Annotated in this window: 25 protein-coding genes; 16 read left to right on the top strand and 9 right to left on the bottom strand. The window is 67.4% G+C overall.

Features of this window, described 5'->3' with window-relative positions:
* Positions 1 to 35: 35 nt before the first annotated feature.
* From DN824_RS00275 to DN824_RS00265, 3 genes are all read left to right on the top strand, one after another.
* The gene (locus DN824_RS00275; RefSeq protein ID WP_138406386.1) at positions 36 to 455 is read left to right on the top strand and encodes a hypothetical protein; all 420 of its coding nucleotides are present in this window, start codon (positions 36 to 38) and stop codon (positions 453 to 455) included.
* A 113-nt stretch (positions 456 to 568) separates the two neighbouring features.
* Positions 569 to 2440: a di-heme-cytochrome C peroxidase gene (locus tag DN824_RS00270; RefSeq protein WP_138406385.1), complete on the top strand. Its 1872-nt coding sequence runs from the start codon at positions 569 to 571 to the stop codon at positions 2438 to 2440.
* 33 nt (positions 2441 to 2473) lie between these two features.
* Positions 2474 to 3616 carry a catalase family protein gene (locus tag DN824_RS00265; protein ID WP_138406384.1) on the top strand — a complete coding sequence of 381 codons (1143 nt, stop codon included), beginning with the start codon at positions 2474 to 2476 and terminating at the stop codon, positions 3614 to 3616.
* 9 nt (positions 3617 to 3625) lie between these two features.
* Here DN824_RS00265 and DN824_RS00260 read toward each other — a convergent pair whose 3' ends face one another.
* The 5 genes from DN824_RS00260 to purE all read right to left on the bottom strand — a co-directional run bounded on the left by DN824_RS00260 (position 3626) and on the right by purE (position 6854).
* Positions 3626 to 4300 carry a uracil-DNA glycosylase family protein gene (locus DN824_RS00260; RefSeq protein ID WP_138406383.1) on the bottom strand — a complete coding sequence of 225 codons (675 nt, stop codon included), beginning with the start codon at positions 4298 to 4300 and terminating at the stop codon, positions 3626 to 3628.
* A 19-nt stretch (positions 4301 to 4319) separates the two neighbouring features.
* Complete coding sequence (locus DN824_RS00255; protein ID WP_138406382.1) at positions 4320 to 4850, bottom strand: DUF3299 domain-containing protein; 531 nt, start codon at positions 4848 to 4850, stop codon at positions 4320 to 4322.
* A gap of 52 nt (positions 4851 to 4902) precedes the next feature.
* Positions 4903 to 5154 (bottom strand): GlsB/YeaQ/YmgE family stress response membrane protein, encoded by a 252-nt coding sequence (locus DN824_RS00250; protein WP_138406381.1) that lies wholly within the window; start codon positions 5152 to 5154, stop codon positions 4903 to 4905.
* 119 nt (positions 5155 to 5273) lie between these two features.
* The gene (locus DN824_RS00245) at positions 5274 to 6359 is read right to left on the bottom strand and encodes a 5-(carboxyamino)imidazole ribonucleotide synthase (protein ID WP_138406380.1); all 1086 of its coding nucleotides are present in this window, start codon (positions 6357 to 6359) and stop codon (positions 5274 to 5276) included.
* Positions 6360 to 6362: 3 nt separating this feature from the next.
* The gene (purE, locus tag DN824_RS00240) at positions 6363 to 6854 is read right to left on the bottom strand and encodes a 5-(carboxyamino)imidazole ribonucleotide mutase (RefSeq protein WP_138406379.1); all 492 of its coding nucleotides are present in this window, start codon (positions 6852 to 6854) and stop codon (positions 6363 to 6365) included.
* Positions 6855 to 7148: 294 nt separating this feature from the next.
* On the opposite strand from purE, the gene adhP reads away from it, so the two are divergent.
* Positions 7149 to 8171, top strand: coding sequence for an alcohol dehydrogenase AdhP (adhP, locus tag DN824_RS00235; RefSeq protein ID WP_138406378.1), 1023 nt, complete (start codon positions 7149 to 7151; stop codon positions 8169 to 8171).
* 39 nt (positions 8172 to 8210) lie between these two features.
* On the opposite strand, the gene DN824_RS00230 is transcribed toward adhP, so the two are convergent.
* On the bottom strand, positions 8211 to 9119 hold the full coding sequence (locus tag DN824_RS00230; RefSeq protein WP_138406377.1) for a LysR substrate-binding domain-containing protein: 909 nt from the start codon (positions 9117 to 9119) through the stop codon (positions 8211 to 8213).
* Positions 9120 to 9298: 179 nt separating this feature from the next.
* Between DN824_RS00230 and aspA the strand changes: the two genes are divergently transcribed.
* The 3 genes from aspA to DN824_RS00215 all read left to right on the top strand — a co-directional run bounded on the left by aspA (position 9299) and on the right by DN824_RS00215 (position 12855).
* Positions 9299 to 10723: an aspartate ammonia-lyase gene (gene aspA, locus DN824_RS00225; protein WP_138406376.1), complete on the top strand. Its 1425-nt coding sequence runs from the start codon at positions 9299 to 9301 to the stop codon at positions 10721 to 10723.
* 85 nt (positions 10724 to 10808) lie between these two features.
* Positions 10809 to 12068, top strand: coding sequence for a dicarboxylate/amino acid:cation symporter (locus DN824_RS00220; protein WP_138406375.1), 1260 nt, complete (start codon positions 10809 to 10811; stop codon positions 12066 to 12068).
* Positions 12069 to 12222: 154 nt separating this feature from the next.
* A complete protein-coding gene (locus tag DN824_RS00215) occupies positions 12223 to 12855 on the top strand; it encodes an FMN-binding negative transcriptional regulator (RefSeq protein ID WP_138406374.1) in 633 nt (210 codons plus the stop codon).
* 48 nt (positions 12856 to 12903) lie between these two features.
* On the opposite strand, the gene DN824_RS00210 is transcribed toward DN824_RS00215, so the two are convergent.
* The gene (locus DN824_RS00210; protein WP_138406373.1) at positions 12904 to 13716 is read right to left on the bottom strand and encodes a helix-turn-helix domain-containing protein; all 813 of its coding nucleotides are present in this window, start codon (positions 13714 to 13716) and stop codon (positions 12904 to 12906) included.
* A gap of 157 nt (positions 13717 to 13873) precedes the next feature.
* Between DN824_RS00210 and DN824_RS00205 the strand changes: the two genes are divergently transcribed.
* The 9 genes from DN824_RS00205 (at position 13874) to DN824_RS00165 (ending at position 23221) form a co-directional block, all read left to right on the top strand.
* Positions 13874 to 15307, top strand: a complete 1434-nt coding sequence (locus tag DN824_RS00205; RefSeq protein WP_138406372.1) for an alanine/glycine:cation symporter family protein — start codon at positions 13874 to 13876, stop codon at positions 15305 to 15307.
* Positions 15308 to 15373: 66 nt separating this feature from the next.
* Positions 15374 to 16366, top strand: coding sequence for an asparaginase (locus DN824_RS00200; protein ID WP_138406371.1), 993 nt, complete (start codon positions 15374 to 15376; stop codon positions 16364 to 16366).
* Between the two features lie 74 nt (positions 16367 to 16440).
* Entirely contained in the window at positions 16441 to 16887 is a 447-nt protein-coding gene (locus DN824_RS00195; protein ID WP_138406370.1) for an Lrp/AsnC family transcriptional regulator, read from the top strand.
* A gap of 354 nt (positions 16888 to 17241) precedes the next feature.
* Complete coding sequence (locus tag DN824_RS00190) at positions 17242 to 18336, top strand: TRAP transporter substrate-binding protein (RefSeq protein WP_138406369.1); 1095 nt, start codon at positions 17242 to 17244, stop codon at positions 18334 to 18336.
* Positions 18337 to 18338: 2 nt separating this feature from the next.
* Positions 18339 to 18857 carry a TRAP transporter small permease subunit gene (locus DN824_RS00185; RefSeq protein ID WP_138406368.1) on the top strand — a complete coding sequence of 173 codons (519 nt, stop codon included), beginning with the start codon at positions 18339 to 18341 and terminating at the stop codon, positions 18855 to 18857.
* The gene (locus DN824_RS00180) at positions 18854 to 20179 is read left to right on the top strand and encodes a TRAP transporter large permease (RefSeq protein ID WP_138406367.1); all 1326 of its coding nucleotides are present in this window, start codon (positions 18854 to 18856) and stop codon (positions 20177 to 20179) included. Before DN824_RS00185 ends, DN824_RS00180 begins: the two co-directional genes overlap by 4 nt.
* Before the next feature lie 16 nt (positions 20180 to 20195).
* On the top strand, positions 20196 to 21032 hold the full coding sequence (locus DN824_RS00175; RefSeq protein WP_138406366.1) for a sulfite exporter TauE/SafE family protein: 837 nt from the start codon (positions 20196 to 20198) through the stop codon (positions 21030 to 21032).
* A 9-nt stretch (positions 21033 to 21041) separates the two neighbouring features.
* Positions 21042 to 22625: a gamma-glutamyltransferase family protein gene (locus DN824_RS00170; protein WP_138406365.1), complete on the top strand. Its 1584-nt coding sequence runs from the start codon at positions 21042 to 21044 to the stop codon at positions 22623 to 22625.
* A 104-nt stretch (positions 22626 to 22729) separates the two neighbouring features.
* Positions 22730 to 23221: a GNAT family N-acetyltransferase gene (locus DN824_RS00165; RefSeq protein ID WP_138406364.1), complete on the top strand. Its 492-nt coding sequence runs from the start codon at positions 22730 to 22732 to the stop codon at positions 23219 to 23221.
* Here the strand turns inward: DN824_RS00165 and DN824_RS00160 are convergent.
* Entirely contained in the window at positions 23218 to 23520 is a 303-nt protein-coding gene (locus tag DN824_RS00160; RefSeq protein ID WP_138406363.1) for a P-II family nitrogen regulator, read from the bottom strand. The genes DN824_RS00165 and DN824_RS00160 overlap by 4 nt on opposite strands.
* Before the next feature lies 1 nt (position 23521).
* Entirely contained in the window at positions 23522 to 24463 is a 942-nt protein-coding gene (locus DN824_RS00155) for a sodium-dependent bicarbonate transport family permease (RefSeq protein WP_138406362.1), read from the bottom strand.
* Positions 24464 to 24525: the final 62 nt, after the last annotated feature.

Genomic DNA, 24525 nt, shown 5'->3' with positions numbered 1-24525 from the left:
ATTGGCAGACATCCCACCTAAAAGCGGACGCACAGGTGAATATAACAATCTTCGCCCTAGCCTTTATTACGTCACTGCCCCTCATGGCGCAGGACACACCAAAAACTCCTATTTTTCACTGTAAAACCGAATCCGACAAAACGATAGAAATTTATAAAGAACTGGACGTAGTGACCTACTCATTTGGAAAAACCAACGAATTTCCGGAACTCCAATTAAAAAAAACAATAGGCGAGATTGAAATTTCAATAGGCCAAATTTACGGGAACGAGCTATCGAACTCTGCGACCTTTACAAACGGAGCATATACATACACCGTAGTTACAACCATTAACAGAAACGCAGAAACCCAAGAGCCTCGACATGGTGTTATAGTCAAGAAAAAATCAAATTACCTAGCATATATAGCCTGCATCCCTGACACCGTGCAGGGGAGCCTGCTTGACTTGGAGTAGCCATCTCCCAAGCCGCTGCTAACTTGCTCAAAACGTTGCTCACGCTGTATTGCCATCCCCGCGAGACCCTGCCATAAACGCTCCATTCGCCTGGCGCTACAAGGATGTGAGTGATGCGATTACTACGACGTGCCCTGTTCGGGCTTCTGGTGGTGGCTGTGTTGCTGGTGGGGGTGGGGCTTTATTTCGTCGCCTATCCCAATCTGCCGGACTACGAGCCACCTCAAGCACTGCACTACCTCGACCAATGGAGCGAGGCAGATCGGCAGGCCTATTACTACACGCCACAGGGAACGCAGGTGAAAGGTCTGCATTACGCCTGGTTCGGCGCGTTGGAGAAGCCTTTCAGCCGCGACCGGCTGGCCGCGCCCGAATACCTGGCGCGGTTCGGTTTTCTGGTCGATCCGCAGCAGCATCCTTCCCCGCTCAACCCCGGCAATCTACCGGTGGGCTTTGCCCGTCATGAAGATGCCAGCACCGGCGTCGCCTATCTCGATATCACCTGCGCCGCCTGCCACACCGGCGAGCTGCGCCATGACGGGCAAGCCGTGCGTATCGACGGCGGGGCGGCGATGCATTCGCTGGCCTCGACGGTGCCGACGTTGCGCGGCGGCGGCTTCGGGCAGGCGCTCGGCATGAGCATGGCCTTCACCTACTACAACCCGCTGAAGTTTCGCCGTTTCGCCCAGGAGGTGCTCGGCGAGGACTACGAGCGCGACCGCGATCAGCTGCGCGAGGACGTCAAGCAGGTGCTCGACCGTCTGCTGGGCACGGCTTACAACGACTGGCACCGCGGCCTCTATCCGACCGAGGAAGGTTTCGGACGCACCGATGCGTTCGGTCGCATCGCCAACGGCGTGTTCGGCGATGCGATCGACTCAGGCAACTACCGCGTCGCCAACGCCCCGGTCAGTTATCCGCACCTGTGGGACATCTGGAAATTCGACTGGGTGCAATGGAACGGTTCGGCCATGCAGCCGATGGCGCGCAATATCGGTGAAGCACTTGGCGTCGGCGCGACGTTGCATCTGCTGGGCGAGAATGGCGAGCCGCTGCCCGAAGCCGCGCGTTACGCCTCCGGAGTACGGGTGCGTGACATGCATACGCTTGAAACCACGCTCATGCGCTTGGCGCCGCCACGCTGGCCGGAGCCGGTGTTCGGGGAGATCGACCTGCAGCAGGCCAGCCTGGGCCGTGCGCTGTTCCGGGAGAATTGCGCCCATTGTCACGAGGCGCGACCCAAGCCCGCCGATCGGCGTTTCGCGCCGGAGCGCGATCCGGAGTGGCATCTGCCGGTGATCCCCACCTCGGTGATGGGTACCGACCCAACGACCGCCGACAACATCGCCGATCACCGCTTCGACCTGTCCCGCCTGGGCTGGACCCAGGAAGAGCTCGACCGGCTGGACGTGCGTCTCGAGGGAGAGGCGTCCGGCCCGCTGGACCTGAGCAGCCTCTCCAGCGCCAAGGGGCTGGCCTACATCACCGCCTATGTCGAAGAGCGCGCCTATCGCGAAGCCGGTATCGGCGAGGCCGAGCGCGCCGAGTTCGACGGCTTCGGCCTGCCCATCGGCGTGCAGGAAATCCGCGGCTACAAGGCCCGGCCGTTGGACGGCGTCTGGGCAACGCCGCCTTTTTTGCACAACGGTTCGGTGGCCAACCTGTTCGAGCTGCTGTCGCCGGTCGCCGAGCGCCAGACGCGCTTCTGGGTGGGCAGCGCGGAATTCGATCCAGTGCGCGTGGGCTTTCGCAGCGAGCGGTTCCCGGGCGGTTTTCTGCTCGACACGTCGATCACCGGCAACGGCAATCAGGGCCACGAGTTTCGCGCCGGTTGCCGGCAGGACGGCGTGATCGGCCGCGCCCTGCGGCCCCATGAACGCTGGGCGCTGGTCGAGTACCTGAAAGTACTGGGCGACCCGCAGATGGAAGCGCGACTGAGCGAGATCACGCCCAGACCCTGGACGCCGGGGCCGCGCTGCGGCTGACGCTTCGAACCTTATCGCAGAAGGATTTTGCCCATGCTCAAGAAATGTTGGCTCTGGTTCGGCCGCCTGCTCGGCCGGCTCGTGCTGGTGGTCCTGGTCGTCGGTCTCGTCGGCGGGTTGGCCGGAGCCCTGGTCGATGCCGTGAAGTACTCGGGGCCGGTCTCCACCGAGGAAGAGGTCCCGCTCAGCGAGGCGTCCGACACTCGCGCGATCATCGCCGACGCCATCTCGGTGGTCGAACAGCACCGCGAGAACACCCGCCTGCTGCGCGATGCCCACGCCAAGGCCCACGGTTGCGTCAAAGCCGAAGTCAGGGTTCGCGAAGACATCGACCCGGCGCTCAGGCACGGTGTCTTCGGCGAGCCGGGCAGGCAGTGGGACGCCTGGATGCGGCTGTCCAACGGCAACGCCTACCCGCAGTTCGACCGCGTGCGCGATGCCCGGGGCATGGCCCTCAAGCTGCTGGACGTGCCGGGCGAAAAGCTCACGCGCAACCCGCGCCATGCGCTCGAACAGGACTTCGTGATGTTCAACCATTCGGCGTTCTTCGTACGGGACGTCGCCGAGTACCGCAGCAACTTCGCCGCCCAGGCAGAGGGCAAGCGGGTGCTGGCGTTCTTCCCCGAATGGGACCCGCGCAGCTGGGAGCTGCGCCACCTGATCATCGCGCTGAAGACGCTCTCCCCTGCACCGCCGAGCCCGATGACGACCACCTACCATTCGGTCGCGCCCTTCACCCTCGGGCCGCTGAACATCAAGTACCGCGTGGTACCGGCGCCGGAGAACTGCCCCCATTACGTGTTGCCCGAGCAGAATCGCGACCTGCCCAACTTCCTGCGCAGTGCGCTCTACCGGCAGTTGTCCCTGGACCGCGTGCCGGCCTGCTTCACGCTGCAGGTCCAACGGCAGAATGCCGAACATTACATGCCCATCGAGGACACCAGCATCGAGTGGGACGAGGCGGTCTCGCCATTCGAGACGGTGGCCGACGTCCGGGTGCCCCCACAGGATTTCGACAGCCCCGAACAGAACCTCGATTGCGACAACCTGGCCTTCAACCCCTGGCATGCACTGCCCGAACACCGCCCCATCGGCGGCATCAACCGGCTGCGCAAGGCGGTCTACGAGTCCGTCAGTGCCTATCGGCTCGAGCGCAACGGCGCGGGCGACCGATAGCAGTGCTTCTCAGACCGGCGCGAGGACGCTCAGGCGTGCCTCGAGCAGGCCGGGGAATCGCTTGAACCAGGTCTGGTTGAGCGGTGAGGGATGGGGCAGCGGGTGCAGGCGGAAGCGACGCGCGGTACCGCCGTCGGTCTGCAGGTCGACCTCAATACTGGCGTCGAACCGGTCGTCGCGCTGCCAGAACTGCTCGAGCGCCTCGCGCACTGCCTTCGGTTGCTCGATCCCGAACCAGAGAAAGGCCTCGCGGCCGAGGGTGATGATCTCGCGCCCGTGCCAGCCGTCGACCAGCAGGCGCCGCATCAGCGGGTGAAAGCGTCGCTTCACCTGCATGGACCAGGCCTTGTTGCCGATCGGCTTGTACGGCACGGTGTTGATCCAGAAATAGTCCCGGCTCAATGCCCGACCCGCCTCGAAGTCGGGCATCGGCTCGCCATGCAGATGCCGGTAGAGAACCTTGCGCACGATCTGCCCGCCGCTGCCGATGAAAGGCTCGCCATACTTCACCTCGTCACGTCCCGGATCGCGGCCGAAGAAGGCCAGCGGCGCATCCGCGCGGCCCAGGCCGATCAGCGGTTCGAGTGGGTCCTTGTCGAAGCGGGCATAGGTCTCGACGTCGATGCCCCGGGTGTCGCGGGCGAGGTCGCGAAAGGCCTGGCGCTGCTTCTTGTCGAGGGGCATGGATGGGCTCCGGTTCGAACTAGAGGTCGTCTTCCTCGATCACCTTCACCGCCGCGGCGTCGATCGCATAGGCGGCGTCGGCCAGGTCGTTGCTGACCGGCTCGATCCGCAGCGTGCCGTCGACCCACAGGGGCGTGTAGATGTCGTCGAGCTGCAGGCCCCTGGGGTAGCGGACCAGCACGATCTGATTCGGTGGCGGTGGCGGCACGTGGATGCAGGCGCCCGGATAGGGCACCAGGAAGAATTCGGTGCTGCGCCCGCGGGCGTCGGTTTCCAGCGGTACCGGATAGCCCCCCAGGCGAAGCGACTTGCCGTCGAGCGCCGGAACCGTCTTGGCCGAATACATCACCTCGGGGAGGTCGCCCTGCTGCCTGAGCCCACCCTTGTCGCTGAAGCCCTGCCCCTCGGGCGTATCGTGGCTGATCTCGGGCATGGCCTCGAGCGCCGCGCGGTCTTCGGGCGGCATCAGCTCCAGCCAGTCGAGTTCGGCAGGTGCGGCGTGGGCGAAGGAGGCGAGCAGCAGAAGCAGTAGCAGTATCGGTCGGGACATGGTGGTTACGGCTGGGTGCAAGGGGCCGCCAGGGCAGCCCCTGCGCGGAAGGTCAGTGCTTACGGCTGGTGACCATACCGTATATCACCAGCAGGATGATCGCACCGACGACTGCGCCGATAAAGCCCGCGCCCTCGCCCGCCTGGTAGAGGCCCAGCGCCTGGCCGCCGTATGTCGCGAGCAGCGAACCGCCGATACCGAGCAGGATGGTCATGATCCAGCCCATACTGTCGTTGCCCGGCTTGAGGAAACGTGCGATGAGACCGACGATCAGGCCGATGATGATGGTTCCGATGATACCCATTGGCATTACTCCCAGTCTGGCGCGAAAAGCCGCGTACCTCATCGGACCAATGAGTACCGGCGCAGTTCGCCCGCCCGGGGTGCCGTTCGCGAGCCGCCGGGCGGGGCTCGCGGTGGCTGTCAGCTGCGCTCGATCAGCGACTCGACCGCGGTGATCTGCCGGTCCAGGGTCGCGCGATCAGGGCATCGCAGGGTCGCGTGACCCACCTTGCGACCGACCTTGAACGCCTTGCCGTAGTGGTGCAGATGGCAGTCTTCGATCGCCACCACCTTGGCCACCGACGGCACTTCGCCGATGAAGTTGAGCATCGCGCTCTCCCCCAGCTTGTCGGTGGCGCCCAGGGGCAGGCCGGCGATCGCCCGCAGGTGGTTCTCGAACTGGCTGCACTCGGCGCCCTCGATCGTCCAGTGGCCGGAGTTGTGGACCCGCGGCGCGATCTCGTTGGCCTTGAGCCCGCCGTCCACCTCGAAGAACTCGAAGGCCAGCACGCCCACGTAGTCGAGCTTTTCCAGCACCCGCCCGACGTAGTCCTGGGCCAGCGCCTGCAGCGGATGCGCGCTGCTGGCCACCGACAGCCGCAGGATGCCGGCTTCATGGGTGTTGTGCACCAGCGGGTAGAAGCGCGTGTCGCCGTCACGCCCGCGCACGGCGATCAGGGACACCTCGCCGGTGAAGGGAACGAAGCCTTCGAGGATGCAGGGCACGCTGCCCAGCTCGGCGAACGCATCGCTGGCGTCGGCGGCCTTGCGCAGCACCTTCTGGCCCTTGCCGTCGTAGCCCAGGGTGCGGGTCTTGAGCACGGCCGGCAGGCCGATGCGGGCGACCGCGGCGTCCAGGTCGGCCTGCGACTGGATGTCGGCGAACTCCGGCGTCGGAATGCCGAGCTCCCGGAACATGGATTTTTCGAACCAGCGGTCGCGGGCGATACGCAGGGCCTCGGCCGACGGATAGACCGGCACGAACTGCGACAGGAAGGCGACCGTCTCGGCCGGTACGCTTTCGAACTCGAAGGTCACCAGGTCCACTTCGTCGGCCAGTTGGCGCAGATGGTCCTGATCGCCGTAATCGGCGCGGATGTGCTCGCCCAGGGCGGCCGCGCAGGCATCGGGCGCCGGATCGAGAAAGGCGAAGTCCATCCCCAGCGGCGTGCCCGCCAAGGCCAGCATGCGGCCCAGCTGGCCGCCCCCAATTACACCGATCTTCATCTGTCAGGCCTCGCGCGGGTCCGGGTTGCTCAGCACGGTATCGGTCTGTTCCTGGCGGAACTGCTTGAGCGCGGCGTGATACTCGGGAAACTCATGGCCGATGATGCTCGCGGCGAGCAGCGCGGCATTGACCGCGCCGGCCTTGCCGATGGCCAGGGTCGCGACCGGCACGCCGGCCGGCATCTGCACGATCGACAGCAGCGAGTCGACGCCCGACAGCATCGAGGACTGCACCGGCACGCCGAGCACCGGCAGGTGGGTCTTGGCCGCGCACATGCCCGGCAGGTGCGCCGCGCCGCCGGCGCCGGCGATGATCACGCGCAGGCCGCGCGCTTCGGCCTGTTCGGCGTACTGGAACAGCAGGTCCGGCGTGCGGTGCGCCGATACCACGGTGACCTCGTGGGGAATGCCCAGCTTTTCCAGCATGTCGGCGGTGTGGCTCAAGGTGGACCAGTCGGACTTGGAGCCCATGATCACGCCTACCAGTGCGCTCATCGTCGTGCCTCTCATCGGGCGCCCGGCCGGGCGCATCAATAAACAAGCCACGCCGGGCGGCCCGGGCGTGGCTCGTGGTGATCAAGGGTTGGCGCCTGCCAACCGAAGGCCGCGCAGTATAGCCCATGGGCTGCGCGGGGACACTCGTACGTGCACCGTCCGCGCCGCGCTGGACGAGCGGAGCGACCGTCCGTCGAATCGCGCCCCGGATCGGCGAAGACATTGATCTGTGTCTAGGCTTGCCGATCTCACGCTCGCAGACTCGACCCGTCGACCATCATTGGAGGATGCACCATGCCCCAGACAATGAAAGCCGCGGTAGTCCATGCCTTTGGCGAACCCCTGCGCCTGGAGGAAGTCAAGGTTCCCCTGCCCGGACCCGGGCAGATCCTGGTGAAGATCGCCGCCTCGGGCGTCTGCCACACCGACCTGCACGCCGCCGACGGCGACTGGCCGGTCAAGCCGGCGCTGCCGTTCATTCCCGGTCACGAGGGCGTCGGCCATGTCGCCGCGGTCGGGGCCGGCGTCAGCCGCGTCAAGGAGGGCGATCGCGTCGGCGTGCCCTGGCTGTACACCGCCTGCGGCTGCTGCGAACACTGCCTGACCGGCTGGGAAACGCTCTGCACCAGCCAGCAGAACACCGGCTACTCGGTCAACGGTGGCTATGCCGAATACGTGCTGGCCGATCCGGACTACGTTGGCATCCTGCCCAAGGAGATCGCCTTCGACGAGATCGCCCCGATCCTCTGCGCCGGCGTCACCGTCTACAAGGGCCTGAAGGTGACCAATGCCCGCCCGGGCCAGTGGGTGGTGATCTCCGGCATCGGCGGCCTGGGCCACGTGGCGGTGCAGTACGCGCGGGCGATGGGCCTGCACGTGGCCGCGGTGGACGTGGACGACGCCAAGCTGGAGCTGGCGCGCAAGCTCGGCGCCAGCCTGACGGTCAACGCGCGCACCGAGGACCCGGTGGCGGTGATCCAGCGCGACATCGGCGGCGCCCATGGCGTGCTGGTCACCGCGGTCTCCAACAGCGCCTTCGGCCAGGCGATCGGCATGGCGCGGCGGCACGGCACCGTGGCGCTGGTGGGGCTGCCCCCAGGTGACTTCCCGACGCCGATCTTCGATGTGGTGCTCAAGGCGATCAGCATCACCGGCTCGATCGTCGGGACCCGCGCCGACCTCCAGGAAGCGCTGGACTTCGCCGGCGAAGGGCTGGTCAAGGCGACCGTGCACACCGACACGCTGGACAACGTCAACCGCATCTTCGACGACCTGCGCGCCGGACGCATCGAAGGCCGCATCGTCATGCAGATGTAACCCCTGGCCCGACCCGCCTGCCGTCCGCGCGGGTCGGGCTCAGTCGTCGGTGCCGGTGCCGGCTTCCAGCTTGCGCCAGAGCAGCCGCACCGGCGCCCGGCGCACCAGCGCGCAGCGGTACAGGCGAATCTCCAGGGGTATCTGCCACTGCTCGCCACCGCAGATCAGCAATTCGCCACGGGCCAGTTCGGCGGTCACGCTCAGGCGCGGCACCCAGGCCAGGCCCAGCCCCTGCAACGCCATGCTCTTGAGGCTGTCCGCCATCGCCGTCTCGTAAACCGTGGTGGCCCGCAGGCCGCGCTGGCGCAGCAGCAGGTTCACCGAGCGCCCGAGCGAGGCGCCGGCGCTGTAGGCCAGCAGCGGGACGTTGCGCCCGCTGTCGGGGTCGAACAGTGGCCGGCCCTCGGCATCCGGGGCGCACACCGGGACGATCTCGGTGCGCCCGAGCGCCAGCGACGGGAACAGCTCCGGGTCCATCTGCAGCACCGCGTCCGGGTCGTAGTAGGAGAGGATCAGGTCGCAGGTGCCCTCGCGCAGCGAATGCACCGCCTCGCCGACGTTGGTGGCCACCAGCCGCATCTTCAGCGGCAGGCCGTCGCGGCGCAGCCGGGCGATCCACTCGGGGAAGAAACCGAGCGACAGGGAATGCGCGGCGGCGATCTGCAGCACTTCCCCGCGCTGCCCTTCGAGGTTGTGCAGGTAGCGCACCACCTCGCTCACCTGCTCGACCATGCTGCGCGCGGTCACCAGGAACAGCTGCCCCGCCTCGGTTAGCTCCACCGGGGTGCGGGCGCGGTTCACCAGGGTCAGGCCCAGTGTGCTTTCCAGGCTGCGGATGCGCCGGCTGAACGCCGGCTGGGTGACGAAACGCCGCTCGGCCGCCTGGGAGAAGCTGCGGGTGGCGGCCAGGGCGACGAAGTCCTCCAGCCACTTGGTCTCGATGTTCATTGCGTTTCCTCGGCTTCTGGGGCGCGTGCCATACGCTCGGTGCCCTTGTCACGTCACGCCGACATTATGCCGATTGTGCATGACCCAGCGCGCAACGGCATTGGTCGGAAACAGGCCGTAATCCTTATTCTAGCGCCCCATCGCGGCCACAACCGCATTCCTTCAGGATGAGTCATCTCATGTCCTCTGCTGCATCATCGCGCCTCGAAAAAGACCTGCTCGGTACCCTCGAAGTCCCCGCCGACGCCTACTACGGCATCCAGACGCTGCGCGCGCTGAACAACTTCCGCCTCACCGGTGTTCCGCTTTCCCACTACCCCAAGCTGGTCGTCGCCCTGGCGATGGTCAAGCAGGCCGCCGCCGACGCCAACCGCGAGCTCGGACACCTGAGCGCATCCAAGCACGACGCCATCAGCGCCGCCTGTGCCCGCATCGTGCGCGGTGAGTTCCACGATCAGTTCGTGGTGGACATGATCCAGGGCGGCGCCGGCACCTCGACCAACATGAACGCCAACGAGGTGATCGCCAACGTCGCGCTCGAAGCCATGGGCCACGCCAAGGGCGAATACACGCACCTGCACCCGAACAACGACGTGAACATGGCGCAGTCGACCAACGACGCCTATCCCACCGCCATCCGCCTCGGCCTGCTGCTGGGCCACGACACCCTGCTGGCCAGCCTCGACAGCCTGATCCAGTCGTTTGCCGGCAAGGCCGGCGAGTTCGCCCAGGTCCTTAAGATGGGCCGCACCCAGCTGCAGGACGCGGTGCCGATGACCCTCGGCCAGGAGTTTCGCGCCTTCGCCACCACCCTCGGCGAGGACCTGGAGCACCTGCGCCTGATCGCGCCGCAGCTGCTGGTGGAAGTGAACCTGGGCGGCACCGCGATCGGCACCGGCATCAACGCCGACCCCCGCTATCAGGCGCTGGCCGTCTCGCGCCTGGCGCTGATCAGCGGCCAGCCGCTCAAGCCCGCCGCCGACCTGATCGAGGCGACCTCCGACATGGGCGCCTTCGTCACCTTCTCCAGCATGCTCAAGCGCCTGGCGGTGAAGCTGTCGAAGATCTGCAACGACCTGCGCCTGCTGTCCAGCGGTCCGCGCACCGGAATCAACGAGATCAACCTGCCGGCCCGCCAGCCGGGCAGCTCGATCATGCCCGGCAAGGTCAACCCGGTGATCCCGGAAGCGGTCAACCAGGTCGCCTTCGAAGTGATCGGCAACGACCTGGCGCTGACCATGGCCGCCGAAGCCGGCCAGCTGCAGCTCAACGTGATGGAGCCCTTGATCGCCTACAAGCTGTTCGACTCGATCCGCCTGCTGCAGCGCGCCATGGACATGCTGCGCGAGCATTGCGTCACCGGCATCACCGCCAACGAGGCGCGCTGCCGTGAACTGGTGGAGAACTCCATCGGCCTGATCACCGCGCTGAACCCCTACATCGGCTACGAGAACGCCACCCGTATCGCCCGCCAGGCCCTGCTCACCGGCCGCGGCGTGCTCGAACTGGTGCGCGAGGAACGTCTGCTCGACGAAACCATGCTCGCCGAAATCCTGCGTCCGGAAAACATGATCGCTCCCAGGCTGGTACCTCTGAAGGTCTGAGGGGGATCTGATTGCGCCCGTGATCCGGGCGTGCCAACCTCCGGGCCCCTTCGGGCGGCCCGCCCAAAACAACAACGGTAGAACCATGACTCAGAGCACCACCCTTCCCGCTCCGCTGCGCCTGCTCGGACGCCTGGCCCTGTGGCAGCAGATCCTCATCGGCCTCGCGCTCGGCATCGGCACCGGCATCGTCTTCAAGGCCGACGCGCTGGTCCTCGCGCCGATCGGCACGCTGTTCCTCAACGCTATCAAGATGCTCATCGTGCCGCTGGTATTCGTCTCGCTGGTGGCCGGCATCACTTCCATGCAGGACAGCGCCAAGCTCGGCCGGATCAGCATCAAGACCATCCTCATCTACCTGGTGACCACCGCGTTCGCGGTGACCATCGGCCTGCTGTTCGGCGCACTGTTCACCCCTGGGGAGGGCATGAACATGGTTGCCAGCGCGGAGACCGAGGCCAAGCAGGCGCCCTCGCTGATCAGCATCCTGGTCGGGCTGGTGCCGACCAATCCGGTGACTGCCTTCGCCGAAGGCAACATCCTGCAGATCATCGTCTTCGCCATCGCCCTGGGCGTGAGCCTCAACCTGGTCGGCGAGAAGGCCGCCCCGGTGACGCGCCTGTTCGACGGCCTGGCCGAAGCCTTCTACAAGCTCACGGACCTGGTGATGCGCCTCGCGCCGTTCGGCGTCTTCGCCCTGACCGCGGGTGTCGTCGGCAGCCACGGCGCCGAAGTGCTGCTGCCGCTGGCCGGCGTCATCGGGGTGATCTACCTCGCCAGCATCGTCCATGTGCTCTGTGTCTACGGCGGCCTGCTCGCGCTGCTGGCACGGCTGAGCCCGCTGCGCTTCTTCCGCGGCATCGCGCCGGCGCTGGCGGTGGCCTTCAGCACCTCGAGCAGCTCGGGCACCCTGCCGATCTCGATCGAGTGCGCGCGCAAGAACCTCGGCGTGTCCCAGGGCGTGGCCGGCTTCGTGCTGCCGGTCGGCACCACCATCAACATGGACGGCACCGCGATCTACCAGGGCGTGCTGGCGCTGTTCATCGCCCAGGCCTTCGGCGTCGACCTCAATGCCGGCCAGTACCTGATGATCATCCTCACCGCCACGCTCGCCTCGGTGGGCACCGCCGGCATCCCCGGCGCCGGACTGATCATGCTGAGCCTGGTGCTGACCTCCGTCGGCCTGCCGATCGAAGGCGTGGCGCTGATCGCCGGAATCGACCGCATCCTCGACATGGCCCGCACCACGGTCAACGTCGCCGGCGACCTGATGACCGCCACCCTGATCGGGCGCAGCGAGAACGAAATCGACAGCGACATCTACAACAGCGTCAACAAGCCGTGACACCCTAGGGTCGTCCCGACGCCCCGTGCGACCTCGGTCCACGGGGCGTTTTGCTGTCTGGGGCTGCGAACCCGATGGCGGGCCGGTCGCACCGAAGAAAGCCTTACCAGCAGCCGGCGCTTTGCCTAGCATGGGTCATCCCCAGGAGAAGCCCATGTACCTACCCTCCGCCTTTCGCCAGACCGACCTCGCCCAGCTCCACGCCCTGATCGACGACACCGGACTGGCCCTGCTCACCAGCAGCGGCAGCCAGGGGCTGATGGCCAGCCACTTGCCGCTGCTGCTGGTACCCGACGAAGGGGAACTCGGCACGCTCTATGGCCACTTCGCCCGCGCCAATCCCCACTGGCGGGACCTGGCCGAGGGGAGCGAAGCGCTGGTGGTGTTCAGCGGCCCGGACGCTTACGTGCATCCCGGCTGGTATCCGGCCAAGGCCGAGCACGGCAAGGTGGTGCCGACCTGGAACTACATCGCCGTGCATGCGCGGGGCCGGGCCGAGGTGTTCACCGACCCCGAGCGCCTGCGCCAGCTGGTGAGCCGCCTGAGCGAGCGCCACGAGGCGGCGCAGGCCAAGCCCTGGTCGGTCGACGACGCGCCCCGCGACTACCTCGACACCATGCTGCGGGCCATCGTCGGCTTCGCCCTGCCGATCGCCCGCCTGGACGGCAAATGGAAGCTCGGCCAGAACCGCGACGCCGCCGATCGCGCCGGGGTTCGCGACGGGCTGGCCGCCTCCGCGAACCCGCGCGACCGCGAACTCGCCGAGCGGATGAACCGGCTCGACTGAGCGCATTGCGCGGGCGCGACGGCATCGGCGCTCGCCATCACCGACGCCTCACTCGATCTCGAACAGCCCGTTGCGCAGGGCGACGCCGCCGAGGCGCTGGCGGATGTCGTCGTCCAGGCGGGGATCGTCCGGGGCGTAGAGCATCACCTGGCGGTAGGCGTTGACCCGGTTGATCTCCCGGCCCAGGTATTCCCAGACCACCCGGGTGCAGGCCGGCGTGCGGCGGTCGCCGCTGGAAACGCCGGACTTGAGCCCGTTGAGCCGGGTGATGCGGCTCTTGAAGCTGGGAATGAGGATGGTCTGGCTCATCTCGTTGCCGGTCAGCGACTCGTAGTCGACCAGGAACAGCCGGTCCTGCAGGTAGAAGGCAGCGCCCAGGTAGCGGCAGCGCACCCAGTCCTCGGCGGTGCCGTCGCGCGGTCGCTCCTGGCGCTCCTGCCGCTCGAAGACGTAGCCACCGCGCTCCTCGCGCAGGTGCACCAGCGACAGCAGGACCTGGCCCGGAACCGACAGGCAGTTGGAATATTCGAAATAGTAGCCGCAGTAGCGCTCCAGCGAGCTGGCGTGTTCGCGCAGCGGGGCGAACAGTTCCAGCAGCGGGTCCGCACCGGACGGCAACTGCGTGTCGCTGCCCCGCGCGCCGATCAGACGGGCGAACTGCTCGTTCGGCAGGCCGAGCTCATGCGGCTCGACGCCGAAGAAATCGCAGATACGCTTGAGGTTGTGCGCGGTGGGTCTGCTCTGCCCGGCCAGGTAGCGGTTGAACTGGGCACGGTTGAGCGCCAGCTTGCGACAGACCTCGGCGATCGAGCGGTAATGGCTGCAGAGGAGCTTGAGGTTGGGGCCCAGCGAATCGGACACGTGGTCGTCCAGAATGATGCGAGTGACGCGATTCTAGCATCAACTCGCATCAGGTCGATGCGAGCTGCGAAATTGCACCGGACCGCCGCCTTCGCCAACCATGTGGCCCGCCGCGCGGCGGCGCCCGCCATCCACCAGAACAAAAAGAGAAAGACCCATGCTCGATCTTCTCAACGACCTCATCTGGAGCAAGCTGCTGATCGTGATGCTGATAGGCCTCGGCCTGATCTTCACCGTCGTCTCGCGCTTCGTCCAATTCCGCTACTTCGCCAGCATGTTCCGCATCTTCGGCGAAGCCTTGCAGCGACAGCCGGGCCAGTTGAGCTCGTTCCAGGCCCTGATGCTCTCGGTGGCCGGACGCGTCGGTGCCGGCAACATCGCCGGGGTTTCGGTGGCGATCATGCTCGGCGGCCCCGGCGCGGTCTTCTGGATGTGGGTGGTGGCCCTCGTCGGCATGGCCACCAGCTATTTCGAATGCGCACTGGCGCAGCTCTACAAGCGCCGCGAACCCGACGGCGGCTACCGCGGCGGCCCGGCCTTCTACATCCAGCACGGCCTCGGCCAGCGCTGGCTGGGCATCCTGGTGTCGATCCTGCTGCTGGTGACCTTCGGTTTCGGCTTCAACGCGGTGCAGTCCTACACCGTGGCGAGCTCGCTGCACGACACCTTCGGCGTACCGACCCTGGTCAGCGGCCTGATCCTGACGGCGGTGATCGGCGTGATCATCTTCGGCGGCATCAAGCGCATCGCCAGCTTCGCCGATGTCCTGGTACCGCTGATGGCCTTCGCCTACATCGGTCTGGCGGTACTGGTGATCGGCATGAACCTGACCGAGGTACCGGCGACCCTGGCGCTGATCGTCAAGAGCGCGTTCGGCCTGGAGCCGGCCTTCGCCGGCGGCATCGGCGCGGCGATCATCATGGGCGTCAAGCGCGGCCTGTTCTCCAACGAGGCGGGCCTGGGCAGCGCGCCGAACGTCGCGGCCGTGGCCGAGGTCAAGCACCCGGTCGCGCAAGGCATCGTGCAGTCGCTCAGCGTGTTCATCGATACCCTCATCCTGTGCACCTGCACCGCCCTGATCATCCTGCTCGCCGGCGTCTACCAGCCGGGCATGGACGTCGCCGGCGTGGTGCTGACCCAGACCGCCGTGGCCAGCGTGGTCGGCGAGTGGGGCCGCGTGTTCGTCAGCCTGGCGCTGCTGCTGTTCGTCTTCACCACCCTGATCTACAACTACTACCTGGGCGAGAACGCGCTGGGCTTCTTCAGCCAGAAGCGCGGCCCGGTCGTGGTCTACCGCGTCCTGGTGATCCTCCTCGTGCTGTGGGGCTCGGTGCAGGACCTGGGCACGGTGTTCGCCTTCGCCGACGTCACCATGGGCCTGCTGGCGATCGCCAACCTGGTCGCCCTGGCGCTGCTGTTCAAGGTCGGGCTGCGCCTGATGCGCGACTACGACAGCCAGGTGAAGGCCGGCGTGAAGTCGCCGGTCTTCGACGCCAGCAACTTCTCCGACCTGGATCTCGACGCGTCGGTATGGCCCAACGCCAAGGCCAACCCGCCATCCGGGCTCGATGCCCAGGCGCAGCAGCGCTGATCATCGGTAAAGGGGGCGCAACCAGCTAGCCCCCTTTTTCTCGCCCGACCGTCGACGGAGTCCCGTATGGCCGCACCTGAAAAACTGCTGGTGCTCTACACCGGCGGCACCATTGGCATGCAGATGAGCGCGACCGGCCTGGCGCCGGCGTCCGGCTTCGAGGCGCGCCTGCGCGCCCGCCAGGCCGAGGAGCCGGCCCTGCGTCTGCCGCCCTGGATCTTTCGCGAGCTGCTGCCGCTGATCGACAGCGCCGACCTCACCCAGCAGCACTCGCTGGCCCAGCGCGACGCCATCGTCGCGGCCGTCGAGCAGGACGGCTGCGACGCCGTGCTGGTGCTGCACGGCACCGACACCCTGGCCTACAGCGCCGCCGCCCTGAGTTTCCTGCTGCTCGGCCTGCCGGTGCCGGTGGTGCTGACCGGCTCGATGCAGCCGGCCGGCGTGCCCGGCGGTGATGCCTGGCCGAACCTGTTCGGCGCCATGCAGGCGCTGCAGGCGGGCGTCGCGCCGGGCGTGCACCTGTACTTCGATGGGCAGCTGATGCACGGCGCGCGCTGCTCCAAGCTGCGCAGCGACGCCTTCGATGCGTTCCAGGTGCTGCCGCGTCGGCGCCAGGCCGAGGCGGCCGAAGCGCTGCCGCCCACGCTGGGTTACCGCCACCCGCGCCAGCCGGTGAACATCGCGCTGCAGCCCTTCTATCCGGGCCTGCGGGCCGCGCACCTGCGCGCGCTGATCGACAGCGGCGTGCAGGGGTTGCTACTCGAGTGCTACGGCAGCGGCACCGGGCCGTCCAGCGATGCACAGCTGCTCGCCGTGCTCGAAGAGGCCCATGCCCGCGGCGTGGTGCTGGCCGCGATCAGCCAGTGCCCCCAGGGCCACATCGAGTTCGGCGTCTATGCCGCCGGCAGCCGGCTGCTGCAGACCGGCCTGGTCTCGGCCGGCGGGATGACCCGCGAGGCGGCGCTGGGCAAGCTGTTCGCCCTGCTCGGCGCGGGGCTTTCCCAGTCCGAGGTCGAGCACTGGATGAGCCGCGACCTGTGCGGGGAAATGCGCGACTGAGACAAGCGTGCGGATGCGGGGGCGAGTTGGCATGCCCTGCGCATCCCTTGGGGACCTGCATCCGGAAGGTCCCCATGAACAAGCTCGACAATGCCCTGCTGAACATCCTGATCAAGGATTCGCGCACCTCGTTCGCCGAAATCGCCCGGCAACTGAACATCTCCCGCGCCCATGCCCGTACCCGCGTCCAGGCCCTGGTCGACAGCGGCGTAATCGAGCGATTCACCGCCGTGGTGGACCCGGAAAAGCTCGGCAAGGGCATCTCCACCTTCATCGACCTGACCGTCGCGCCCAGCGCCATCGAGGCGGTCGCGCAGCGCCTGGCCTCGACGCTCGAGGTGGTCAGCCTGTACATCATGAGTGACCTGCGAAGCCTGCACATCCACACCCTGACCGACAGCTACGAGACCTTCGACGCCTTCGTGCGCGAGCACATCTTCAACCACCCGGAGATCCTCAGCGTCGACTGCAAGACGCTGATGACACGGGTCAAGCATCGCCGTGGCGGCGCACGCCTGTGAAGCGCGGGCGCCTCTTATCCGTGCCACGGCGGTACGCAATGGTGCAGGGATGACATCTGCACCGGATGCGCCCGCCAGCGGGACGAATGAGCGCCGTCACGTCACCCGCCGCTGACAGATGTATGCCAAACGCCCGCTTTTCTTGCTTTTCGTCAGGCCCCGGGGCCGGCCCGACACCTCCGGGCGCGCGAAACGAGGGCACCGCAGGAAAGCGTTAAATCGGAAATAATCTTTATCTTTCAATAAGTTATATTCAATCCGCAACTGGCATGCCGGTTGCTCTGGCCCTTGCGCACGACTTTACAACCGACAGCCAACGCGCTTTTCGACGCACAAGTGCACAGGGAGATCAGCATGAGCCTCAACCGACGTAAATTCCTCGGCGCCGGAGCCGCTGCCAGCGCGGGCCTGGCCCTCGGCGCCCCGTCCATCGTCAGCGCCGCCGACGGCAAGACCTTCAACTGGAAGATGACCAATGCCTACGCCCCCGGCTCGCCGTTCTACGTGCAGGGCCCGGGCAGCCCGACCGACTTCTGCAAGCGCGTCGAGGCGATGTCCGGCGGCCGCCTGAAGATCCAGCACTTCGCCGCCGGCGAGCTGATTCCCGCCCTGGAAGGCTTCGATGCGGTCTCCAGCGGCCTGGTGGAAATGAATGCGGCCAACGCCTTCTTCTGGGCCGGCAAGATTCCCGCGGCGCAGTACTTCACCGCCGTGCCCTTCGGCATGAACACCCAGGGCATGAACGCCTGGCTGTACAACGGCGGCGGCCTCAAGCTCTGGGAAGAACTCTACGAACCCCACGGCCTGGTGCCGATGCCGATGGGCAACACCGGCACCCAGATGACCGGCTGGTTCCGCAAGCCGCTCGAAAGCGTCGGCGACCTCAAGGGCCTGAAGATGCGCATCCCCGGCCTGGCCGGCAAGGTCTACAGCGAGCTCGGCGTGGCCGTGCGCCTGCTGCCCGGCGGCGAGATCTTCCCGGCGCTCGAGCGCGGGGTGATCGACGCCGCCGAATTCGTCGGCCCCTATCAGGACCGTCGCATGGGCCTGCACAAGGCGGCGAAGAACTACTACACCACCGGCTGGCACGAGCCGACCAACGTCACCGAGCTGATCATCAACAAGAAGGCCTGGGACAGCCTGCCGGCCGACCTGCAGGCGATCGTGCGGGTCTGCGCCCAGGCCTGCAACAACGAGAGCTGGGCCTGGTCCGACGCGGTCAACGCCGACGCGCTCGAGGACCTGGTCAACAACGAGGGCGTGATCGCCAAGCCCCTGCCCGGCGAAATCGTCACCCGCCTGCGCGAAGTGACCGCCGACACCCTGGCCAGCATGGCCGCCGCCGACCCGGCGACGCGCAAGGTGCACGACCATTTCATGGCCTTCCGCGGCAAGTACGCCTCCTGGTCGGGGACCGGTGAAAAAGGCTTCATGGACCTGGGGGTATAACCTTGCTGTCGGTCATCAATCGCCTGGAGGGTCTGGTCGAGGCGATCGGCGCGGTGGCACGCCTGTGCGTGCTGCTGCTGGTGCTGCTGGTCTCCGGCAACGTGCTGATGCGCTACCTGCTGGACATCAGCCCGGTGGCGCTGCAGGAGCTGGAGTGGTACCTGATCTCGCCGATCGCCCTGCTCGGCATTTCCTACACCCTCAAGCACCGCGCCGACGTGCGCGTGGACTTTCTCTACGAGCGCTTCGGCAACCGGTTGCGCGCCGCCATCGACCTGTTCAGCGGCATCGCCACCTGCACCATCGGGCTGTTCATCGCCTGGGTCGCGTGGGGCTACGTGATGCAGTCCTACCGCATGGGCGAAGGCTCGCCGGACCCGGGCGGGCTGCCGCACCGGTTTCTGATCAAGGCCTTCCTGCCGCTGGGCTTCGCCCTGCTCGGCCTGCAGGGCGTGGCCGACACCCTGCGCGCGCTGTGCGCCCTGTTCGGCGCCCAGCAACGTCAGGAGGTGCGGCCATGAGCCCCAACGAATGGCTGGCGATCCTGATGGTGTTCGCCTTCTTCGGCATGATGATGGTCGGGGTGCCGGTGGCGATCTCGCTGGCCGTCTCCGGCTTCGTCGCCGGGCTGGTGGGCTTCGGCCCGATGCTGTTCAGCCTGCTGCCGGCGCGGATGTTCGGCGTGGCCAGCAACTACACGCTGCTGGCGATTCCGCTGTTCACCTTCATGGGCGTGATGCTGGAGAAATCCCGGGTCGCCGAGGACATGCTGGAAACCATCGGCAAGGCGATGGGCGGACTCAACGGCGGCATGGGCCTGGCGATCGTGCTGGTCGGCGTGCTGCTCGGCGCCTCCACCGGCATCGTCGGCGCCACCGTGGTCACGGTCGGCCTGCTGACCCTGCCGGCACTGCTGCGCCGCGGCTACAAGCCGAGCGTCGCCTGCGGCACCATCTGCGCCTCGGGCACCCTGGGCCAGGTGATTCCGCCGAGCCTGGTGCTGATCCTGCTGGCGGACATCCTCGGCCAGTCGGTCGGCTCGATCTTCGCCGCCGCGTTCGTCCCGAGCCTGGTGCTGGCCAGCGTGTACATCCTCTACATGCTGCTGCTCGGCTGGCTGCGCCCCGACTGGGTGCCGGCGATCCCCGCCGAGGAGCGCGCCAGCATCAGCCGCAAGCAACTGTTCAAGGACCTGGCGCGCACCGTGCTGCCACCGCTGGCGCTGGTGGTGGCGGTGCTGGGCGCGATCATCGGCGGCGTTGCCGCGCCCACCGAGGCGGCCTCGATGGGTGCCCTCGGGGCGCTGGTGATCGCCGCCTGCGCCGGGCGGCTGAACCGCGACACGCTCAAGCAGACGCTGCATGGCACCCTGACCATCAGCGCGATGATCTTCCTGATCCTGTTCTGCTCGCAGCCGTTTTCCCTGGCTTTTCGCGGGCTGGGCGGCGAGGCGCTGGTGCATGACCTGTTCGGCCTGCTGCCCGGCGGCGAGCTGGGGGCGATCCTGTTCCTGATGGCGCTGCTGTTCGTGCTGGGGTTCTTCCTCGAGTGGATCGAGATTTCCTATATCGCCCTGCCGATGTTCCTGCCGGTGTTCATCGGCTACGGTACCGACATGGTCTGGCTGGCGATCCTGGTGGCGCTGAACCTGCAGATGTCGTTCCTCACGCCACCGTTCGGCTGGGCGCTGTTCTTCCTCAAGGGCGTCGCGCCGCCGGGCGTGCGCACCCGCGACATCTACGTCGGCGCGCTGCCCTTCGTCGGCCTGCAGATGATCGCGGTCGCGCTGGTATTCTTCTTCCCCACCCTTGCCACCTGGCTACCGAAAGCCATCGGCTGGTAACAACAAGAGAGGCGCCATGGAATTTCTGTCTGCCTACAGTCCGGCCTGGCTGGCCGGACTGGTCGTCGCGTTGCTGGTCACCGGCGCCGTCGCCGGGATTCTCGCCGGGTTGCTCGGCGTCGGTGGCGGGATCGTCATCGTCCCGGTGCTCTACCACCTGTTCACGCTGCTCGGCATCGACCCCGAGGTACGCATGCACGTCGCGGTGGGCACCTCGCTGGCGGCGATCATCCCCACCTCGATCATCTCGGCGCGGGCGCACCACAGGCGCGGCGGGCTCAAGCCCGAACTGCTCAAGCCGCTGATTCCCTCGACCCTGATCGGCGTGCTGATCGGCAGCCTGCTCAGCGGCGTGTTCAGCGGCCCGGTGCTGGCGGCGATCTTCGGCGTGGTGGCGCTGCTGGTGGCGCTGAACATGGCCCTGCCGCGCACCCTCGACCTGCGCAACGGCCTGCCCGGACGCTTCGGCACCGGCGTGCTGGGCCTGTTCATCGGCGCCGTCTCGACGCTGATGGGCATCGGCGGCGGCACCCTCAGCGTGCCGGCCCTGAGCGCCTTCCGCACCCCCATGCACATCGCGGTGGGCACCGGCGCCGCGCTCGGCGTGGTGATTTCCATCCCGGGGGCGCTGGCATACCTGATCAACGGCCTGGGCGTGCCGGCGCGCCCGCCCGCCTCGCTGGGCTACGTCAACCTGCTGGGTCTGGCGCTGATCGTGCCGATGACCATGCTCACCGCGCCGCTGGGCGCACGCATCGCCCATGCGATCAACGCCCAGCTGCTCAAGCGGCTGTTCGCGCTGTTTCTCGCCATCACTGCCGCGCGCATGCTGATCGGCGCCTTTTCGAACTGAGGAGCGACCATGCTCAAGACTACCCACGCCACCCGCGGTCTGTTCGTGGCGCCCCATCACCTGGCCGCGCAAGCCGGCCGTGACGTGCTCAAGGCTGGCGGCAACGCGGTGGAGGCGATGGTCGCCGCCGCCGCCACCATCGCGGTCGTCTATCCGCACATGAACGCCATCGGCGGCGACGGCTTCTGGCTCATCCACGAACCGGGCAAGACGCCGGTGGCGATCGACGCCTGCGGGCCGAGCGCCGCCCTGGCCAGTCGCGAGTTCTATGCCGGCCACGAACAGATCCCCTCGCGCGGGCCGCTGGCCGCGCTGACCGTCGCCGGCACCATCGGCGGCTGGGCCAGGGCGCTGGAGGTCGCGGCGCCCTGGGGCAAGGCGCTGCCCCTGGCCGATCTGCTGGCCGACGCCATCGGCCGCGCCCGCGACGGCATCGTGGTGAGCCGCAGCCAGGCGCACCTCAAGCGGGTCAAGCTGCACGAACTGCGCGACGTGCCAGGCTTCGCCGAGACCTTCCTGGTCGATGGCCAGGTACCGGACGAAGGCAGCCTGCTGCGCCAGCCGGCCCTGGCCGCCACCCTCGAACGCCTCGCCAACGCCGGGCTGGACGATTTCTACCGCGGCGAACTGGCCCGCGCGATGGCCGCCGAGCTCGAACGGCTCGGCAGCCCGCTGCGCCTGGCGGACCTGCAGGGCTACCGCGCCCAGGTGGTGACGCCGCTGCGGCTGCGCCTGCCCGACGCCACGCTCTACAACATGCCACCGCCGACCCAGGGCCTGGCCTCGCTGCTGATCCTCGGCATCTTCGAGCGCCTGAAGGTGGCCGAGGCCGAAAGCTTCGCCCATGTCCACGGCCTGGTCGAGTCGACCAAACAGGCGTTCATGATCCGCGACCGGGTGGTCACCGACCCGGGCCGGGTGCCTGCCGATCCCCAGGGCTTTCTCGACCCGGCGCAGCTCGACGAACTGGCCGCCGCGGTGGACCCGGCGCAGGCACTGCCCTGGCCGCGCCCGGCGGCACCGGGCGACACCATCTGGATGGGCTGCATCGACGGCGAAGGCCGCGCGGTCAGCTTCATCCAGAGCGTCTACTGGGAATTCGGCTCCGGCGTGGTGCTGCGCGACACCGGGGTGAACTGGCAGAACCGTGGCATCAGCTTTTCCCTGGACCCGGCGGCGGTGCAGGCGCTGGAGCCCGGGCGCAAGCCGTTCCACACCCTCAACCCGGCGCTGGCGCTGTTCGACGACGGGCGCACCCTGAGCTACGGCACCATGGGCGGCGAAGGCCAGCCACAGACCCAGGCGGCGGTGTTCAGCCGCTACCGCCTGGGCAGCGACCTGCAGGCCGCGATCACCGCGCCGCGCTGGCTGCTGGGACGCACCTGGGGCGATGTCAGCACCAGTCTGAAACTGGAAAGCCGCTTCCCCGCCGAGCTGGTCGCGCAACTGCGCGCCGCCGGGCACGTGGTCGATGTGCTCGACGAGGCCTTCAGCGACACCATGGGTCACGCCGGCGCGCTGCTGCGCCACCCCAGCGGCGTGATCGAAGGCGCCGCCGACCCGCGCAGCGACGGCAGCGTCTGCGGGCTCTGACCTGTCTCCGTCCCGTCGGCCGACAGGCGACGGGACGCCTCAGGAGGCTTGCGGCGCGGCATGAAGCCTCGCACGATGGAGGCTTGCCATCAGAGGAGCTCGCCATGCCCACCGCCCTTGCCGTCGAGATCCGCCCTGCCAGCGCTGCCGATCATGAGGCCTGGATGCCCCTGTGGCAGGCCTACCAGCGCTTCTACATGACCAGCATCGCGCCCGAAACCAGCGAACGCACCTGGCAGCGCTTCCTCGATGCGGGCGAGCCGATGCACGCCGCGCTGGCCTGGCACGAAGGCGAGGCGATCGGTCTGGTGCACTGGATCTATCACCGCTCCTGCTGGACCACCGGCGATTCCTGCTACCTGCAGGACCTGTTCGTCGCCAAGGCGGTACGTGACAGCGGCGTCGGTCGGCGCCTGATCGAACACGTCTACGCCGAGGCGCAGCGGGCCGGCTGCGCGCGGGTGCACTGGCTGACCCACGAGACCAACACCACGGCGATGCGCCTGTACGAGCGCATCGCCGAACGCTCGGGCTTCGTCCAGTACCGCCAGGACGACCTGCAGCGCTTCGCCCGAAGCGACGACGAGCAGCCCTAGAACTTGGCCGGGCGCAGCACCTCGACCTGGGCGAGGTAGCAGACCATCGCGAAGTGGTCGTAGTAGCGGGTCTGCAGGTGCCGCGCGATGCGCTCGGCGACCTCGCGGCTGCAGATCACTTCCAGGCGGATGTTGCCTTCGGTGTTCCACTCGGCGCTGCGCACGCCGCGGCTGCCCGAGCCGCGCGCGTCGGACAGCGTCCAGCCCGGGGCGCCGAGCTGCTTGAGCTCGGCGACCAGCCTGGATTCCAGCGCCGACTCGCAGATCACGGTGAGCAGGGTACGGGTGTGCTCGCTCATGTCAGAACCCCCAGGCGATCAGTTGTTCGGCCAGCGCCAGGTACAGCGGGATGCCGATCAGGATGTTGAACGGAAAGGTGATGCCCAGCGACGCGGTCAGCGACAGCGACGGATTGGCTTCCGGCAGCGCCAGGCGCAGCGCGGCCGGCACGGCGATGTAGGAAGCGCTCGCCGCGAGCGTGGCGAGCATCGCCGTGCCGCCCAGCGACAGCCCCATCAACCGCGCCAGCACCGCGCCGATCAGCGCACCGAGCAGCGGCATGCCCAGCCCGAACGCCGCCAGGCGCAGCCCGTAGCGCTTGAGCGAACCGAGCTGGCCCGAGGCGATCAGCCCCATCTCCAGCAGGAAGAGTGCCAGCACCGGCTTGAACATGCTGGTGTAGAACGGCTCCAGCGGCTTGATGCCCTCCTTGCCGGCGATCGCCCCGATGATCAGCCCGCCGAGCAGCAGCATGATGCTCTTGCCGAGGAAGATCTCGCGGCCCAGCTCGCGCCAGTTGGTGTCACGGCTGATGCCCTTGGCCAGCACGATGCCGACCAGGATCGCCGGGATCTCCAGGATCGCCACGAACAGCGGCATGTAGCTCTCGAAGGCGATGTTCTTGGCCAGCAGGAACGCCACCACCACCGCGAAGGTACCGGCGCTGACCGAACCATAGTGGGCCGCGACGCTGGCCGAATCCACCCGCGAGAAGCCCAGCGCGCGAAGCATCGGGAAGGCCAGCAACGGCAGGCAGCAGCCGAGCAGCAGCACCAGCGCCGACTGGCCGAGCAGCGCCGCGCTGGCCTGTTCGGCGAGCTCGACGCCCCCGTGCAGGCCGATGGCGAGCAGCAGCAGGATCGAGAGGGTGTCGTACAGCGCGGGCGGCAATTTCAGTTCGCTCTTGACCAGCCCGGCGAACAGGCCGAACAGAAAGAACAGCACTACAGGGTCCAGCCCCATCGATACCTCCGGTTCGTTGATGATCGTTCAGCTGCAAGGCTAGACGACGCCCGCGGCCGGCA

This window comes from Stutzerimonas nosocomialis (assembly GCF_005876855.1).
Classification (GTDB): Bacteria; Pseudomonadota; Gammaproteobacteria; order Pseudomonadales; family Pseudomonadaceae; genus Stutzerimonas; species Stutzerimonas nosocomialis.
This window is presented reverse-complemented; position numbering and strand designations above follow the sequence as displayed.

What these genes read in the sequence shown, in the direction of transcription:
- DN824_RS00270 (WP_138406385.1), top strand. Translation starts at nt 569, where the DNA reads ATGCGATTACTACGACGTGCCCTGTTCGGGCTTCTGGTGGTGGCTGTG.
- DN824_RS00265 (WP_138406384.1), top strand. Translation starts at nt 2,474, where the DNA reads ATGCTCAAGAAATGTTGGCTCTGGTTCGGCCGCCTGCTCGGCCGGCTC.
- DN824_RS00260 (WP_138406383.1), bottom strand. Translation starts at nt 4,300, where the DNA reads ATGCCCCTCGACAAGAAGCAGCGCCAGGCCTTTCGCGACCTCGCCCGC.
- DN824_RS00255 (WP_138406382.1), bottom strand. Translation starts at nt 4,850, where the DNA reads ATGTCCCGACCGATACTGCTACTGCTTCTGCTGCTCGCCTCCTTCGCC.
- DN824_RS00250 (WP_138406381.1), bottom strand. Translation starts at nt 5,154, where the DNA reads ATGGGTATCATCGGAACCATCATCATCGGCCTGATCGTCGGTCTCATC.
- DN824_RS00245 (WP_138406380.1), bottom strand. Translation starts at nt 6,359, where the DNA reads ATGAAGATCGGTGTAATTGGGGGCGGCCAGCTGGGCCGCATGCTGGCC.
- purE (WP_138406379.1), bottom strand. Translation starts at nt 6,854, where the DNA reads ATGAGCGCACTGGTAGGCGTGATCATGGGCTCCAAGTCCGACTGGTCC.
- adhP (WP_138406378.1), top strand. Translation starts at nt 7,149, where the DNA reads ATGCCCCAGACAATGAAAGCCGCGGTAGTCCATGCCTTTGGCGAACCC.
- DN824_RS00230 (WP_138406377.1), bottom strand. Translation starts at nt 9,119, where the DNA reads ATGAACATCGAGACCAAGTGGCTGGAGGACTTCGTCGCCCTGGCCGCC.
- aspA (WP_138406376.1), top strand. Translation starts at nt 9,299, where the DNA reads ATGTCCTCTGCTGCATCATCGCGCCTCGAAAAAGACCTGCTCGGTACC.
- DN824_RS00220 (WP_138406375.1), top strand. Translation starts at nt 10,809, where the DNA reads ATGACTCAGAGCACCACCCTTCCCGCTCCGCTGCGCCTGCTCGGACGC.
- DN824_RS00215 (WP_138406374.1), top strand. Translation starts at nt 12,223, where the DNA reads ATGTACCTACCCTCCGCCTTTCGCCAGACCGACCTCGCCCAGCTCCAC.
- DN824_RS00205 (WP_138406372.1), top strand. Translation starts at nt 13,874, where the DNA reads ATGCTCGATCTTCTCAACGACCTCATCTGGAGCAAGCTGCTGATCGTG.
- DN824_RS00200 (WP_138406371.1), top strand. Translation starts at nt 15,374, where the DNA reads ATGGCCGCACCTGAAAAACTGCTGGTGCTCTACACCGGCGGCACCATT.
- DN824_RS00195 (WP_138406370.1), top strand. Translation starts at nt 16,441, where the DNA reads ATGAACAAGCTCGACAATGCCCTGCTGAACATCCTGATCAAGGATTCG.
- DN824_RS00190 (WP_138406369.1), top strand. Translation starts at nt 17,242, where the DNA reads ATGAGCCTCAACCGACGTAAATTCCTCGGCGCCGGAGCCGCTGCCAGC.
- DN824_RS00180 (WP_138406367.1), top strand. Translation starts at nt 18,854, where the DNA reads ATGAGCCCCAACGAATGGCTGGCGATCCTGATGGTGTTCGCCTTCTTC.
- DN824_RS00175 (WP_138406366.1), top strand. Translation starts at nt 20,196, where the DNA reads ATGGAATTTCTGTCTGCCTACAGTCCGGCCTGGCTGGCCGGACTGGTC.
- DN824_RS00170 (WP_138406365.1), top strand. Translation starts at nt 21,042, where the DNA reads ATGCTCAAGACTACCCACGCCACCCGCGGTCTGTTCGTGGCGCCCCAT.
- DN824_RS00165 (WP_138406364.1), top strand. Translation starts at nt 22,730, where the DNA reads ATGCCCACCGCCCTTGCCGTCGAGATCCGCCCTGCCAGCGCTGCCGAT.
- DN824_RS00160 (WP_138406363.1), bottom strand. Translation starts at nt 23,520, where the DNA reads ATGAGCGAGCACACCCGTACCCTGCTCACCGTGATCTGCGAGTCGGCG.
- DN824_RS00155 (WP_138406362.1), bottom strand. Translation starts at nt 24,463, where the DNA reads ATGGGGCTGGACCCTGTAGTGCTGTTCTTTCTGTTCGGCCTGTTCGCC.